The organism is Janthinobacterium sp. LS2A (assembly GCF_036543145.1).
In the GTDB taxonomy this organism is placed as follows: Bacteria; Pseudomonadota; Gammaproteobacteria; order Burkholderiales; family Burkholderiaceae_D; genus Janthinobacterium; species Janthinobacterium aestuarii.
On the sequence record NZ_JAZHPB010000007.1, the window covers coordinates 82,752 to 97,243 of the forward strand.

Sequence of the window (14,492 nt, forward strand, 5' to 3'; positions counted from 1 at the left end):
AACGGCAAGCTTGCTCAGGCGTCCAGTGCGGCGCGGATGCCTGCCGTGAAGCTGCGCACGGCGTCGACGGCGCCGCCCTCCGGGGCATTTTCAATTTCCTGGATGATGCGGCTGCCGATGACGACGGCATCGGCCACCTTGGCAACGGCCTTGGCCGTGGCACCATCGCGGATGCCGAAGCCCACGCCGATAGGTAATTTTACATGCTGGCGGATGGCCGCGAGGCGCTCGGCCACCTGTTCCGTATCAATGTTGCCGGCGCCCGTGACGCCCTTGAGCGACACATAATAGCTGAAGCCGCCGCCGACCTTGGCCACTTGCGCGATGCGCTCTTCCGTCGAAGTCGGTGCCAGCAGGAAAATCAGGTCGAGGCCCGCTTCGCGCATGGCGCCGGCAAATTCCTCGCACTCTTCCGGCGGATAATCGACGACGATGGCGCCGTCGGCGCCGGCCGCTTGCGCCGCTGCAATGAACGCTGCGCTGCCGATACGCTCGATGGGATTCGCGTAGCCCATCAGCACCACGGGCGTCGTCTGGTTCGTCTCGCGGAACTGGCGCACATAGCCGAACACGTCGTGGATGCCGACATTGAATTTCAGGGCCCGTTCGCAGGCGCGCTGGATGACGGGGCCTTCGGCCATGGGGTCGGAAAACGGCACGCCCAGTTCCAGCACATCGGCGCCGCCCTCGACGAGCGCGTGCATCAGCGGCACGGTGGCGTCGGGGCCGGGGTCGCCGGCGGTGATGAAGGTGACCAGGCCGGTCTTGTTGTTCGATTTTAAATTGGCGAAGGTGGTGGCGATACGGGACATGGGATGCTTTCTTTATCGGTGGAGGGTGTCGGATTACGCGCTTGCGCGCTAATCCGACCTACGCAATACTGGGGTTGTCAGTTATTTAACTGAAATTCAATCCCATACGCTCCGCCACGGTATGCATGTCCTTGTCGCCACGGCCCGACAGGTTGGCCAGCACGATCTGGTCTTTCGGCAAGGTGGCCGCCAGCTTGGCCGCGTAGGCCAGTGCGTGCGACGATTCCAGGGCCGGGATGATGCCTTCAATATGACAGCAGTCGTGGAAAGCCTGCAGCGCTTCGTCATCGGTGATCGACACGTATTGCGCGCGGCCCGAGTCTTTCAGCCACGCATGTTCCGGTCCCACGCCCGGGTAGTCGAGACCGGCCGAGACGGAATGCGTCTCGATGATCTGGCCGTTTTCATCCTGTAGCAGATAGGTGCGGTTGCCATGCAGAACGCCCGGGAAGCCTGCCGTCAGCGAGGCCGAGTGCTTGCCCGTATCGAGGCCTTCGCCGGCCGCTTCCACGCCGATCAGTTTTACATCTTTCTGGTCGATGTACGGGTAAAAGATGCCCATGGCGTTCGAGCCGCCGCCGATGCAGGCCAGCACGTAGTCGGGTTGGCGGCCCGTCATTTCCGGCATCTGCACCAGGCATTCCTCGCCGATCACGGACTGGAAGTCGCGCACCATCATCGGATACGGATGCGGGCCAGCCACGGTGCCGATGATGTAAAAGGTGTTTTCAATGTTGGTGACCCAGTCGCGCATGGCTTCGTTCAGCGCATCCTTGAGAGTCTTGGAGCCCGACTCGACGGGCACGACGGTCGCGCCCAGCAATTTCATGCGGTACACGTTCTGCGCCTGGCGCTTGACGTCTTCGCTGCCCATGTAGACCACGCATTCGAGGCCGAAGCGGGCGCAGATGGTGGCCGTGGCCACGCCATGCTGTCCGGCGCCCGTCTCGGCGATGATGCGCGGCTTGCCCATGCGCTTGGCCAGCAAGGCCTGGCCGATCACGTTGTTGATCTTGTGCGCACCCGTGTGGTTCAAGTCTTCGCGCTTGAAATAGATCTGCGCGCCGCCGGCCAGCTCGGACCAGCGCTTGGCGTGGTAGATCGGCGACGGACGGCCGACGAAGTGCTTGAGCTCGTAGCGGAATTCTTCGAGGAATTCCGGGTCGGCGCTGTAGCGGGCGTAGGCGTCTTTCAGCTCGGCCAGCGCATGCGTGAGCGTTTCGGCAACAAAGGAGCCGCCGTAGGGGCCGAAGTGGCCGCGCAGGTCGGGGAACGGGTAATCGGTGGCGTGGAACAATGCGGCGGCTGCGCCGGGCGCTGTGGTGTGGTCATTCATGGTTGTTTCCTCTGGCAATGATGGCATCTGCATCCTGCACCGCGGCGATAAACGCGCGGACTCGGGATGCGTCCTTGATACCCTTGGACGCTTCGACACCACTGCTGATGTCGACGGCGTAAGGGCGCACGCGCACCACTGCGTCAGTCGCGTTTTGTACGCTCAAGCCACCACTTAAAACGACCCGAGGCGCGAGTTCTTTTGGAATGAGGGACCAATCAAATACCTTTCCTGCACCGCCATAGGCATCCACATAGGTGTCCAGCAAGAGGCTGGCAAACAAGGGACTGGCGGCGCGATAGCGCTGTTCGTATTCTAGCAAATCTTCAAAGCTGGTGTCGGGTTTGACGCGGAACACTTGCGTAAACGGCGTATTCACGGCTGCGGCCAGCGCGGCGCTGTGCTCGGGCGTCTCGTTGCCATGAAATTGCAGCATCGATAAGGGCGCAACGGCCCTGGTCGCCCGCACCTCGTCCACGCTGGCGTTGACGAACAGGCCCACCGCCGTCACGTAGGGCGGCATGGTCGCGATCAGAGCAGCTGCCTGTTCGGGCGTCACATAGCGGGGGCTCTGCGGATAAAACACGAAGCCGATGGCGTCGGCGCCGGCCGCCACGACAGCGTGGATGTCTTCGACTCTGGTCAGGCCGCAGATCTTGATGCGTGTGCGTGGCATGGCTTTTCCTTGAAGTTATTGCTTGAAGTAAAACGTCAGAACCAGGGCAAGGCGCTGCTGCTGTCTTGCGGCAATGCCCATTTCGGATCGTAATCGATCTGCGCCAGGTACAGGCCGTCCGGCATGAAGGTGGGCGCGGCCGCATGGCGATCCTTGCTTTCCAGCAAATGCCCGAGCCATTCCGGCTTTTCGCGCCCCGTGCCGATGTAGACGAGCGAGCCGACCAGGTTGCGCACCATGTGGTGCAGGAAGGCATTGGCCGTAATCGTAAAAATGACGCAATCGCCGCGCCGCTCGATGCGGATGTCATGCATGAGCTTGACGGGCGACTTGGCCTGGCATTGCGCGGCGCGGAAGGCCGTGAAATCGTGCCAGCCCAAGAGCGGCTGCACGGCCTGGCGCATCAGTTCCACGTCGAGCGGGCGGAAAAAGAAGCCGGCACGCCCTTCCACCAGCGGCGAACGGGTGGCGTTGTTGTACAACACATAATGATAGGTGCGCGCGCGGGCGCTGAAGCGGGCGTGGAAGAAGTCATTGACCGTCGGGTCGCCTTCAAGTTCCCTGGCCCAGCGCACGGCGATGGATTTCGGCAGGAAGGCGTTGACGCCGCGCACCCACGAGTGCACGTCGCGGTTCAGTTCCGTATCGAAATGCACGACTTGCTCGAGCGCATGCACGCCCGTATCCGTGCGGCCGGCGCACGTGGTGGCCAGGCGCACGCGGGCAAACTGCTCCAGCGCGTTCTCCAGCTGGTCCTGCACCGTTTGCCCGTCTTCCTGTTTCTGGTATCCGTGCCAGGCCGTGCCGTCATACTGCAGGCCGAGGACGATACGCTTCAATGGCATTGCTGTCGTAATATTTTGCATCGAAGCATTATACCGGCGCGGCAGCCTGCCGCGCCTTCCGGCCACTGCTAGCTCAACAGCGCACGCATGGTATTGGCTTTCGCAACCTGCTCTTCGCTGCCGCCCTTGATGACCTCATCGATCAGCTCGCGCGCGCCTTCCTTGTCGCCAATTTCTTGGTAAGCGATCGCCAGGTCCAGCTTGGTATCCATTTCCATGTGGATGGCCGACAGCGGGTCGTCCACGCCCACGCTGGCCGTCTTGCCATCGTTGAGATCCAGGTCGATGCCGGACAGGTCGAATTCCTGTGCCGGCGGTATGGCTTCCGGCAAGGAGGCAGGCGTTTGCGCGTCGTCGAACAGGCTGTCGAGGGAAGGCTCGGCCACCGCGACCGGCGCGGCAGCCGGCGCCACGGGCTCGTCGAGGTCGAAATGGGCCAGGTCGATATCCTTCAGCGGATCAGGCAGCGGCGTCAGGCCGGCACCCACGCCATTGACGGGGCCGGCAGGCGGCTCCAGGTCCAGGCCGAAATCCATGCTGGCGTCATACTGTGCATCCTGCGCGGCGGAGACCGGCTTGCTGTCCGGTCCCGGCATGACGATCGGGTCGGTGGTAGAAACAGGCTCGAAATCGAGGCTGTCGAGGTCGAAATCGAGGGGATCGCGCGTATCGCGGGCCGCCACGGAAGACACCGGCTCGGCCGGCGCCAGGTCGGCCAGCGGTGCTGGCGGCTCGTCGGGCAAATCCATGCTCTGGCCATGCACGTCGTCGCCGGCAGCCTTGCTCAGGCTGACGACGGCGTCGTCTTCCGTATCGCCATACAGGGGATTGGTGGGGTCGAGCGCCAGGCCCAGCGCGGCCGCCTGCGGCCACTCTTCGCCTTGGCCCCGGGTCAGGCTGTACAGCTCGCTGGCCTGGTCTTCAAACGCGCGCACGTCGTTGCGGGCCGAATAAATTTCCAGCAGCTTCAAGCGGGCGGCATGGCGTTCCGGATGGATACGCAAGGCTTCCTTGAGGATATCTTCCGCCTGGCCATCGCGGCCGTAGGCGATATACACGTCCGCTTCGGCGACGGGGTCCGTTTCATTCGCATCGAGCATGCTGGCGCCAGCCGCGGCGGCCACGCCGGCAGCGGCGGCGCCCGTACCGAACAGGTGGTTGCTCGCTTCGGACTGCTGGTCTTCCGGCGCCAGGCCGGACGGCGGCGTCACGGGCGCTTCCGGTTCGAACACGGGCGCGATATCTTCCTGGGCGGGCGGCGGCGTCTCCTTGCGGCGGCGCGCGATCACCAGCGCGGCCACGGCGGCCAGCAGCGCGGCGATGCCGATGCCGATGGCGCCCAGGTGGTCATTGATCTTGTCGGTGATGGTCGGTTCCAGCGGCGAAGGTTTTTTCACCAGCGGCACCGGCTTCGCTTTGGGCACGGGAGGCTGGGCTTCGGCTGGCACGCTGGCAACAACCGGTGCGCTGGCGGCGACCTCGGCCGGTTTGGCGGGCGCCGGGGCGCTCTTGTCGGCCATGGCCTTGCTCTTGACCGCCATCAACTTTTCCAGGTCGCTGACGTTCTTTTCCAGCTCTTTGACGCGGGCAGCCGCTTCATCGACCTGCTTGGCCTTGGCGATCTTGTCTTCCTCGCTGGCCACCGCGCTCTTGCCGGCCGACTTGGCCGCCGGCTCCGCCTTCGACAGTTTCAGCTTGTCTTGCGACTCGCTCACGGCCGTCGGCTTTTCCTGTACCTTGGTCGCGCCGATCTTGCCGGCCGTGCTTTGCGTCGCTTCCGCCGCCTTGGCCGGCTTGCTTTGCGACACCTGGCCTGCCAGCTTGTTGCGGTAGGCTTCGAAATCGATGGCGTGCGCCGTCACGATGCCCTTCGCTTCGGCAGCGCCGGTGGCGCGCACGGTGTCCGCGCCCGGCACGGCCAGGATGCGCCCGGCCTGCATACGGTTCATGTTCTCGCCCTTGAAGGCGTCGGGATTGGCACGGTAGAGGGCCACGAGCATCATGTCGAGCGACACGCCCGATGGCTTCAGTTCGCTGGCGATGCGGCTCAGGGTATCGCCCGTCTTGACCTTGTATTCGCCGGCCGGTTTTTTCGCCGTGGCTGGGGCAGCTTCAGCGGCCGCCTTGCCTTTGCCCGGTTCGGCCGGTGCCGTCACTTGCGCGCCGCGCGTCTGGCGCGCTTCCGGCGTGTCAAGCACGAACGCATATTCGCGCACCTGGCGTCCGCTCTTGCTGCTCAGTTCCAGCAGCAAGTCCACCATGGGCTCGGCCACCGGCTGCGCCGAGCTGATGCGGATGAAAGGCTTGCCATTGCGGTTTTCCACGGCAAACGTCAGCGCGTTCAACGCGGGATTGAATTCCACGTTGGCCTGGCGGTAGGCGTCCGGCGGCGCCAGCTTGGCCAGCAAGCTCGACGCCTCGCCTGGCTTGATGGCCGATAATTCGACCTCGGCGCGCAGCGGCTGGCCGGCGGCGGACAGCACCGTAATCTTGCCCAGCTCGGCTGCGGATGCCGCCGGTGACAATAACACCGCACAGGCGACAGCGCTGCTGAGTGTTTTAATGGCAAGGGAGGCGACCCGGGGACGAGTGTGTACAGGCATAGTTGGCGGCATCTTAGTTGACATGGGAAAACTGTTACTTTTCCAGAGGTATCAACATATCATCATGCCCAGAGCTATGCAAGCTCCGCATGGTTGAGCCTTGACGGGCTCAGGACGAAAAAAAAGCCGGGAAAACAGCCCCGGCTTGATCTGGATCAGCAATTTATGGCGATTACGCGTCCAAGAGGATGCGCAGCATGCGGCGCAGCGGCTCGGCCGCACCCCACAGCAACTGGTCGCCCACGGTGAACGCGGACAGGTATTCGCCGCCCATGCTCATCTTGCGCACGCGGCCGACGGGTATCGTCAGGCTGCCCGTGACGGCGGCCGGCGACAGGTCGCGCACGGACGCTTCGCGCGTGTTCGGCACGAATTTCACCCATTCATTGTTGCTGGCGATGATGTCGTTGATTTCATCGAGCGGCACGTCTTTTTTCAGCTTGATGGTCAGCGCTTGCGAATGGCAGCGCATGGCGCCGATGCGCACGCACAGGCCGTCGACTGGAATTTCCTTGGTGCCGAAATCGAGGCCGCGGCCGAGGATCTTGTTCGTTTCCGCGCCCGCCTTCCACTCTTCCTTCGACTGGCCGTTGCCCAGGTCCTTGTCGATCCACGGGATCAGGTTGCCGGCCAGCGGCGCGCCGAATTGCTTGATTTCATCCGGGGAATAGCCGTGCTGGGTGGCCAGCACCTGGCGGTCGATTTCCAGGATGGCGGATGCGGGGTTGTCCAGCAGCGCCTTGACGGAACCGTTGATGGTGCCGAACTGCGTCAGCAGTTCGCGCATGTGCTGCGCGCCGCCGCCCGATGCCGCCTGGTACGTCATCGACGTCATCCAGTCGATCAAATCGTGCTGGAACAGGCCGCCCAGGCCCATCATCATGCACGAGACGGTGCAATTGCCGCCGATGTAGTTCTTGACGCCCTTGCCCAGCGCATCCTTGATGACGTGCAGGTTGACGGGGTCGAGCACGATGACGGCGTCTTTTTCCATGCGCAAGGTCGAGGCCGCATCGATCCAGTACCCATTCCAGCCGCTGGCGCGCAGCTGCGGGAAGACGGCGCTCGTGTAGTCGCCGCCCTGGCAGGAAATAATAATGTCGCACTTGGACAGTTCGGCGATGTTGTTGGCATCCTTGAGGATGGTTTCATTCTTCGCCATGGCCGGAGCCGAGCCGCCCGTGTTCGAAGTGGTGAAAAACACCGGTTCGATATGGGCGAAATCGCCCTCTTCCTGCATGCGTTGCATCAGGACCGAACCGACCATACCGCGCCAACCTACCAAGCCAACTAATTTCATTACCATTCCTCAAGATGAGACGGCGACTGCCGTCATTAGACTATTTTATCCCAGTGCTTTTACAACTGCATCACCCATGGCCTCGGTACCGACCAAAGTCGTGCCCGCTTCATGGATGTCGGCCGTGCGCAAGCCCTGCGCCAGCACCTGCTTGACGGCACCCTCGATACGGTTTGCCTGCTCTTCGCGGTTCAGCGAATAGCGCAGCATCATGGCGGCCGACAAGATCGTCGCCAGCGGATTGGCGATGCCCTTGCCCGCGATATCAGGCGCCGAACCGTGCGATGGCTCGTACAAGCCCTTGTTGTTGGCATCCAGCGAGGCGGACGGCAGCATGCCGATCGAACCCGTCAGCATGGCGGCCGCATCCGACAGAATGTCGCCGAACATGTTGCCGGTCACCATGACGTCGAATTTCTTCGGCGCCCGCACCAGTTGCATGGCCGCGTTATCGACATACATGTGGTCGAGCGCCACGTCCGGGTATTCCTTGTGCACGTCGGTGACGATGTCTTTCCAGAACTGGAAGGTTTCCAGCACATTCGCCTTGTCCACGCTGGTGAGGCGCTTGTCGCGCTTTTGCGCAGCCTGGAAAGCCACGTGGGCGATGCGGCGGATTTCGCCTTCCGCATAGCGCATCGTGTCGAAGCCTTCGCGCTGGCCCTTGAACGGACCGTCCGGGCACTCGCGCACGCCGCGGGGCTGGCCGAAATAGATGTCGCCTGTCAATTCGCGGATGATCAAAATGTCCAGGCCGGACACCACTTCCGGCTTCAGGGTCGAGGCGCCCGCCAGTTCCGGATACAGAATGGCCGGACGCAGGTTGGCGAACAGGCCCAGGTTCTTGCGCAAGCCCAGAATCGCCTGCTCGGGGCGGAACTGGCGCTCCAGATTGTCATATTTGTAGTCGCCCACGGCGCCGAACAGCACGGCATCGGCCGCTTTTGCCAGCGCCAGGGTGGCTTCCGGCAAAGGATGGCCATGGGCCGCATAGCCGGCGCCGCCCACGGGCGCCGTTTCCAGTTCGAACGATTCGCCCAGCACATGCAAAACCTTGACGGCTTGCGCGACGATTTCAGGACCGATGCCGTCGCCGGGTAAGATTGCAATTTTCATATTTTTATCGATTAGATGACGTTGGCGAGCCAGGGTTGATTATGCAGATGCCGCTCTTCGAAGGCGCGGATATCGTCGGCGTGGCGCAGGGTCAGGCCGATATCGTCGAGGCCATTCATCAGGCAATATTTGCGGAAGGCGTCGATCTCGAACGGATACGACACGGAACCATTGCTGGTGCGCACGCATTGCTGCTCCAGGTCCACCACCAGCTTGTAGCCGGGGAAAGCCTTGACTTCATTGAACAGGTGCTCGACCTGGCTTTCCGACAGCACGATGGGCAGCAAGCCGTTCTTGTAGCAGTTGTTGAAGAAGATGTCGGCAAACGAGGGCGCGATGATGGCGCGGAAACCATATTGATCCAGGGCCCACGGCGCGTGTTCGCGCGAGGAGCCGCAGCCGAAGTTCTTGCGTGTCAGCAAGATCGAAGCGCCCTGGTAGCGTGGCTCGTTGAGCACGAACTCGGGGTTCAGCGGGCGGCGGCTGTTGTCCTGGCCCGGCTCGCCATGGTCGAGGTAGCGCCATTCGTCGAACAGGTTGGGGCCGAAACCGCTGCGGTGGATCGATTTCAGGAATTGCTTCGGAATAATCGCGTCGGTGTCGACGTTGGCGCGGTCCAGCGGGGCGACCAGGCCTTCGTAAATCGTAAATTTATCCATGCTGTTTCTACTCGGTAAGACGCGCGGCGCAATGCGCCCGCACGTCACGGTTTATTTTCCGCCGGCGCCAGTGACAACCTGGCCGACTTTCTGCACATCGCGGCCGATGCCGGAGACGGTGTTGCAGCCAGACAGGATGACGGTGGCGATGAGGAGGACGAAGAGTTTTTTCATGATGGTCTCGTTTGTTTCAGGGAAATGAATGGCGCTAGTGTAAACCAGCAGCTGAAAACTGGGGTCAGACCCGGCGGGTCTGACCCCGGAATTTGGCTGCGTTACCACGCAAATCCCTTAATTCATCGCAATCCCCGCACGTCGACAAAGTGGCCGGCGATACCCGCCGCGGCCGCCATCGCGGGCGACACCAGGTGGGTACGGCCGCCCTGCCCCTGCCGGCCTTCGAAGTTGCGGTTCGACGTGGACGCGCAGCGTTCGCCCGGCTCCAAACGGTCCGCATTCATGGCCAGGCACATGGAGCAGCCCGGCTCGCGCCATTCGAAACCGGCATCCTTGAAGATGCGGTCCAGTCCTTCGCGCTCGGCCAGGTCCTTGACAAGGCCGGAACCGGGCACGACCAGCGCCAGGGTGACGTTCGAGGCGCGGTACTTGCCGCGCACCACGGCGGCCGCCGCGCGCAAATCCTCGATGCGCGAATTGGTGCAGGAACCGATGAAGACCTTGTCGATGCGGATGTCTTCGATGGCCGTGTTCGGCTTGAGGTTCATGTAGACGAGCGCCTTTTCCATCGCATCGCGCTTGACGCTGTCTTTTTCCTGGTCAGGGTCAGGCACGCGGCCATCGACGCCGACCACCATTTCGGGCGACGTGCCCCAGGTCACTTGCGGCACGATCTCGGCCGCATTGAGGGTGACGACGAGGTCGAAGCGGGCGCCCGGGTCCGAATGCAGGGTGCGCCAGTAGGCAACGGCGCGTTCCCAGTGCGGACCGGCCGGCGAAAACGGACGGCCCTTGACGTAATTGATGGTGGTGTCGTCCACGCCGATGATGCCGGCGCGCGCGCCCGCCTCGATGGCCATGTTGCACACCGTCATGCGGCCTTCCATCGACAGCGCGCGGATGGCCGAGCCGCCGAACTCGATACAGTAGCCCGTGCCGCCGGCCGTGCCGATCTTGCCGATGATGGCCAGCACGATATCTTTCGCCGTCACGCCGGCCGGCAGCGCGCCGTCGACTTGCACCAGCATGGATTTGGATTTCTTTTGCAGCAAGGTCTGCGTGGCCAGCACGTGTTCCACTTCGGACGTGCCGATGCCGTGCGCCAGCGCGCCGAAGGCGCCATGCGTGGACGTGTGCGAATCGCCGCAGACGACCGTCATGCCGGGCAGGGTCGCGCCCTGTTCGGGGCCGATCACGTGCACGATACCCTGGCGCTTGTCGTTCATGTTGAAGTAGGTCAAGCCGTAGTGCTTGGCGTTCTTGTCCAGGGTTTCCACCTGCAGGCGCGAGACCGGATCGGCAATGCCGTCCATGCGGCTGGTGGTCGGCACGTTATGGTCGGCCACGGCCAGGTTGGCGGAAATGCGCCATGGCTGGCGGCCCGCCACGCTGAGGCCATCGAAGGCTTGCGGGCTGGTGACTTCGTGCAGCAGGTGCCGGTCGATATACAAAATTGTCGTGCCATCATCTTCGGCCCGAACAACGTGGGATTCCCAGAGTTTGTCGTAAAGCGTCTTCATCATGATTTATGCAGCGTTGCCACAGCCTGTAGTAAGTGATCTGTCGTACTGATCGAAGGGATCGGCAATGATTATGCCATATATTGTGCAATGCAGAACCAAAAGCCGCTCCAGCGTGGGATAGGCGATACAAAATTTGGCATGCTTTGCGGATATGACGAAAAAATTGCTGATACGAAAATCCGCCAAAATGCCGGCGGGGCGAATAAAAATCGAAAAAAGCCGAAAAAAAAGCCCGCTGCAGAGGTCTGCAGCGGGCTTGGTGTCAGTGCCGGTGTTTCTAGGCAGCCATGCGCACACTTCCCCTGCAACCATCCATCAGGAAAGATAGGCCCACGACTAGCACCAGCTCGCCTTCGGCCGAGCGGGCAGTACCGGTAATGCCTTCCACGGTGATGGCCGTCATCGGCTTGATCACGAGGTCGGCCGTACCATCGACGGCTTCCACGGCCAGAATGTACGGCTGTGGCGCGGCGACAACGATGCCGACGCGCTCGCTGCACGATTCGTAGCCCAGCGAGCCGGCCAGCGACCGCACGGGCAATGGACGGCCCTGGTCTTTCAGCACGGGCGCGCCGCCCACTTCCATGAAGGTTTCCGGCAATTCGACGACACGCTGCACCACCGCCATCGGCAGCGCCAGCGCGGCGCCCGAGGTCGACACGAGCATGGTCGGCACGATCGACAATTCGATCGGCAGGCGGATGGCGAACTTCGTGCCCTTGCCCAGCGACGATTCGATATGGATGGCGCCGCGGTTTTTCTCCACGGCCGTTTTCACCACGTCCATACCCACGCCGCGGCCGGAAACGCTGGAGGCGACTTCCTTGGTCGAGAAGCCCGGCAGGAACACCAGCTGGAAGCATTCGTCGTTGCTCAGTTGCGCGTTTTCGCTGATCAAGCCCTTTTGCTGGGCCTTGCTGCGCAGGAAGACCGGGTCCATGCCCTTGCCGTCATCCTGCAGCACGATCATGACGCTGTTCGCTTCCTGCCATGCTTTCAGTGAAATATACGACTTGGCGGGCTTGCCGGCAGCCAGGCGCGCTTCCGGCGATTCGACGCCATGGTCGAGCGAGTTGCGCAGCATGTGCACGAGCGGATCGTACAGGCTGTCCACGACGACGCGGTCGACTTCCGTCTCCGCGCCTTCGATGGTCAGCTCGACATCCTTGCCCAGGTCTTTCGCCAGTTCGCGCACCAGGCGCGGGAATTTCTGGAACAGGCGGCCGACGGGCTGCATGCGCGTGGCCAGGGTGGCCCGCTGCAGTTCCGTCGAGTAGCGCGAGGCGCGTTCCAGGGTTTCCGCCAGGGTCGCCATCAGAGTAGCGGCCTGGCCTTCGAATTTGAATTGCAGCAAGCGCTCGAGCAGCACGGCAGCCTGGTTGGCGGCCTGCACGGATTCGCCGGCCACTTCCAGCAGCGCGTCGAGCTTGACGGCGTCGACGCGGATGCTGTCTTCCTTGACAGGCGCGGCATGGCGTACTTCCGGACGCTCTTCGCGCCGTTCGGCGCCATCCCAGGCCTTGGCGGCCGGTTTGGCGGCAGCAGCGGCAGGTGCAGCAGGCGCGGCGGCCACGGCGGCAGGCGCAGCGGCGGCGGACACGGGCGCGGCTGCGACCCGGCTACCTTCGGGCACGACGGCGTTGTACATGGCTTCCCAGTCCAGGCCATCGGCGCTGGCAGTGGCAACGGCAGCGGTCGGCGCGGCCACAACAACTTCGGCAACCTCGGCAACGGGCGCGGCCACTTCCGCCACGGCGGCGGCTGGCGCAGGCGCATCCATGCCCTTGCCTTCGATAGCGTTCGTCAGGATATGTTCCAGCTCTTCCGGCATGGCCGGCAAGCTTTCCGGCGCGGCGCCATTGGCCAGCTCCGTCAGCTGGTCGGCGACGAAACCGGAAGCTTGCAGCGCCGCCTCGATGGCGATCGGGGTCACGGGCGCGGCGCCCGTGCGCAAGGCATCGAACAGGTTTTCCGTCAGATGGCAGGCCGCCACCAGCGCGGGCAAGCCCATGAAGCCGGCGCCGCCCTTGATGGTGTGGAAGGAACGAAACACGGCATTCAGTGTTTCCTTGTTGTCAGGATCGCGCTCGAGGCGCAACAAGTGCTCTTCAACATTAACCGCAAGATCCATCGCCTCAACGACGAAATCCTTGAGCATATCGTCCATTAGAATCCCAAATCCGCAAGAAGGTCGTCTACATTATCCTGGTCCAGCGCCACCGACGGCACGGACGGGCCCTGCATCAGCGGCACCGGCTTTTGCGCCAGTTTCTCGCGCACTTCGGCCGGCGCGTTGTCGCGCAGCAGCTGGGCCAGTTCGTTTTCCACCGTCTTGGTGATGTTGACCACTTTTTTGATCAGCTGGCCCGTGATGTCCTGGAAGTCCTGCGCCATCATGATTTCCAGCAAGCGCGCTTTTTCCGCTTCCGTTGCTTCGGAAACGGCTTGCGCGAACTGGCGCGAATCGCCGGCCAGGGCCTTGAATTCTTCCAGGCTCAGCTTGCCATCGAACAGGGCTGTCCAGCGGCTGTCCATGTCCTTGGCCTTCTTCGACAGCACATCTTGCGCCGGCATGCCTTCGTCGAGCGTGTTCAGAACCTTGTTGGCTGCCTGTTCGGTCAGGGTGGCGACGTATTCCAGGCGGTCCTGGGCGTCGACGATCTGCGACGACGCTTCCGTCAACGCCTTGTCGTAGCCCAGTTCGCGCAGCGAATCGTGCAGCAGGCGCACGATGCCGCCCAGGCGCTCGAACATCGGCTTGTCGGACTGGTCGACGGGATCGGCCGCGTCGCCAGGCGCATCGGCGCTGGCCACGGGCGCCGCTTCCGGCGCGGCTGGCGTTTCTGCCACGGCGGCTGCCGGCACGGCGGCGCTGGCCGACACGGAGTCGAACAGCGCGTCGAAATCGTCATCCGCAATCACGGCGGGAGCGGGCGCGGCGGCAGGTGCGGGCTGAGCCGCGGCCGCACTTTGCGCAGATACTTCATCGAATAATGCGTCGAAATCATCAGCGGCGTTGGTCATATCCCTGCTTCTCCATAATTTGTCAAAATTCCGCCTGAACTGTGCGTTTTACAGACTGATACCCACAATTTCTCGATTAAGATGATTTGAGGCAATACCGCTGCGATGGTGCGAGTGTAGCAGGGCGCCGCCCTGTTGGTAAATCTCAAAACGCGCTTCCTGGTGCAAAGCTGGTCCACAAGAGCTTTTCCACCAGGAAATAAGTGTTCCTGCTGTTGTATTTTGAAATACTACCATTGGCGTGCGTGCAAGACCACGCGTAGTACAACAAATCCTGCTTCCGGGCGCCCGCGCAACAGCGCAGTATGGACAGCGTTGCAGCTAAAACACGATCTTTCTGCCAATGTTGTCTATACTGAAGGTGCAGTTGTGTTGATAATTATCAAGTCTTTACATGAATACAATGCTGCCGCCGCGTCTA

12 protein-coding genes are annotated in these 14,492 nt (G+C 62.5%); all 12 read right to left on the reverse strand.

Features of this window, described 5'->3' with window-relative positions:
* Nucleotides 1–14: 14 nt before the first annotated feature.
* The 12 genes from trpA to V3C40_RS19975 all read right to left on the reverse strand — a co-directional run bounded on the left by trpA (nt 15) and on the right by V3C40_RS19975 (nt 14,071).
* Nucleotides 15–812: a tryptophan synthase subunit alpha gene (trpA, locus tag V3C40_RS19920; RefSeq protein ID WP_034750524.1), complete on the reverse strand. Its 798-nt coding sequence runs from the start codon at nt 810–812 to the stop codon at nt 15–17.
* Between the two features lie 85 nt (nt 813–897).
* Entirely contained in the window at nt 898–2,148 is a 1,251-nt protein-coding gene (trpB, locus tag V3C40_RS19925; RefSeq protein ID WP_034750528.1) for a tryptophan synthase subunit beta, read from the reverse strand.
* Nucleotides 2,141–2,824, reverse strand: coding sequence for a phosphoribosylanthranilate isomerase (locus V3C40_RS19930; RefSeq protein ID WP_331778328.1), 684 nt, complete (start codon nt 2,822–2,824; stop codon nt 2,141–2,143). Before V3C40_RS19930 ends, trpB begins: the two co-directional genes overlap by 8 nt.
* A gap of 35 nt (nt 2,825–2,859) precedes the next feature.
* On the reverse strand, nt 2,860–3,663 hold the full coding sequence (truA, locus tag V3C40_RS19935) for a tRNA pseudouridine(38-40) synthase TruA (protein ID WP_034750899.1): 804 nt from the start codon (nt 3,661–3,663) through the stop codon (nt 2,860–2,862).
* A 74-nt stretch (nt 3,664–3,737) separates the two neighbouring features.
* The gene (locus tag V3C40_RS19940; protein ID WP_331778329.1) at nt 3,738–6,200 is read right to left on the reverse strand and encodes a FimV/HubP family polar landmark protein; all 2,463 of its coding nucleotides are present in this window, start codon (nt 6,198–6,200) and stop codon (nt 3,738–3,740) included.
* Between the two features lie 244 nt (nt 6,201–6,444).
* On the reverse strand, nt 6,445–7,572 hold the full coding sequence (asd, locus tag V3C40_RS19945) for an aspartate-semialdehyde dehydrogenase (RefSeq protein ID WP_072452459.1): 1,128 nt from the start codon (nt 7,570–7,572) through the stop codon (nt 6,445–6,447).
* Between the two features lie 45 nt (nt 7,573–7,617).
* A complete protein-coding gene (leuB, locus tag V3C40_RS19950; RefSeq protein WP_034750539.1) occupies nt 7,618–8,688 on the reverse strand; it encodes a 3-isopropylmalate dehydrogenase in 1,071 nt (356 codons plus the stop codon).
* Nucleotides 8,689–8,699: 11 nt separating this feature from the next.
* Complete coding sequence (gene leuD, locus V3C40_RS19955; protein WP_058049067.1) at nt 8,700–9,347, reverse strand: 3-isopropylmalate dehydratase small subunit; 648 nt, start codon at nt 9,345–9,347, stop codon at nt 8,700–8,702.
* Between the two features lie 51 nt (nt 9,348–9,398).
* Nucleotides 9,399–9,521: a lipoprotein gene (locus tag V3C40_RS19960; RefSeq protein ID WP_331778330.1), complete on the reverse strand. Its 123-nt coding sequence runs from the start codon at nt 9,519–9,521 to the stop codon at nt 9,399–9,401.
* 122 nt (nt 9,522–9,643) lie between these two features.
* Nucleotides 9,644–11,047: a 3-isopropylmalate dehydratase large subunit gene (gene leuC / locus V3C40_RS19965; RefSeq protein ID WP_331778331.1), complete on the reverse strand. Its 1,404-nt coding sequence runs from the start codon at nt 11,045–11,047 to the stop codon at nt 9,644–9,646.
* A 277-nt stretch (nt 11,048–11,324) separates the two neighbouring features.
* The gene (locus tag V3C40_RS19970) at nt 11,325–13,214 is read right to left on the reverse strand and encodes a chemotaxis protein CheA (RefSeq protein WP_331778332.1); all 1,890 of its coding nucleotides are present in this window, start codon (nt 13,212–13,214) and stop codon (nt 11,325–11,327) included.
* A complete protein-coding gene (locus V3C40_RS19975) occupies nt 13,214–14,071 on the reverse strand; it encodes a protein phosphatase CheZ (protein ID WP_034750552.1) in 858 nt (285 codons plus the stop codon). Before V3C40_RS19975 ends, V3C40_RS19970 begins: the two co-directional genes overlap by 1 nt.
* Between the last annotated feature and the right edge of the window lie 421 nt (nt 14,072–14,492).

Excerpts from the sequence above, each read along its gene's own strand:
- leuD (WP_058049067.1), bottom strand. The coding sequence starts at position 9,347 with ATGGATAAATTTACGATTTACGAAGGCCTGGTCGCCCCGCTGGACCGC.
- leuC (WP_331778331.1), bottom strand. The coding sequence starts at position 11,047 with ATGATGAAGACGCTTTACGACAAACTCTGGGAATCCCACGTTGTTCGG.
- leuB (WP_034750539.1), bottom strand. The coding sequence starts at position 8,688 with ATGAAAATTGCAATCTTACCCGGCGACGGCATCGGTCCTGAAATCGTC.
- V3C40_RS19960 (WP_331778330.1), bottom strand. The coding sequence starts at position 9,521 with ATGAAAAAACTCTTCGTCCTCCTCATCGCCACCGTCATCCTGTCTGGC.
- asd (WP_072452459.1), bottom strand. The coding sequence starts at position 7,572 with ATGAAATTAGTTGGCTTGGTAGGTTGGCGCGGTATGGTCGGTTCGGTC.
- V3C40_RS19930 (WP_331778328.1), bottom strand. The coding sequence starts at position 2,824 with ATGCCACGCACACGCATCAAGATCTGCGGCCTGACCAGAGTCGAAGAC.
- trpB (WP_034750528.1), bottom strand. The coding sequence starts at position 2,148 with ATGAATGACCACACCACAGCGCCCGGCGCAGCCGCCGCATTGTTCCAC.
- V3C40_RS19975 (WP_034750552.1), bottom strand. The coding sequence starts at position 14,071 with ATGACCAACGCCGCTGATGATTTCGACGCATTATTCGATGAAGTATCT.
- trpA (WP_034750524.1), bottom strand. The coding sequence starts at position 812 with ATGTCCCGTATCGCCACCACCTTCGCCAATTTAAAATCGAACAACAAG.
- V3C40_RS19970 (WP_331778332.1), bottom strand. The coding sequence starts at position 13,214 with ATGGACGATATGCTCAAGGATTTCGTCGTTGAGGCGATGGATCTTGCG.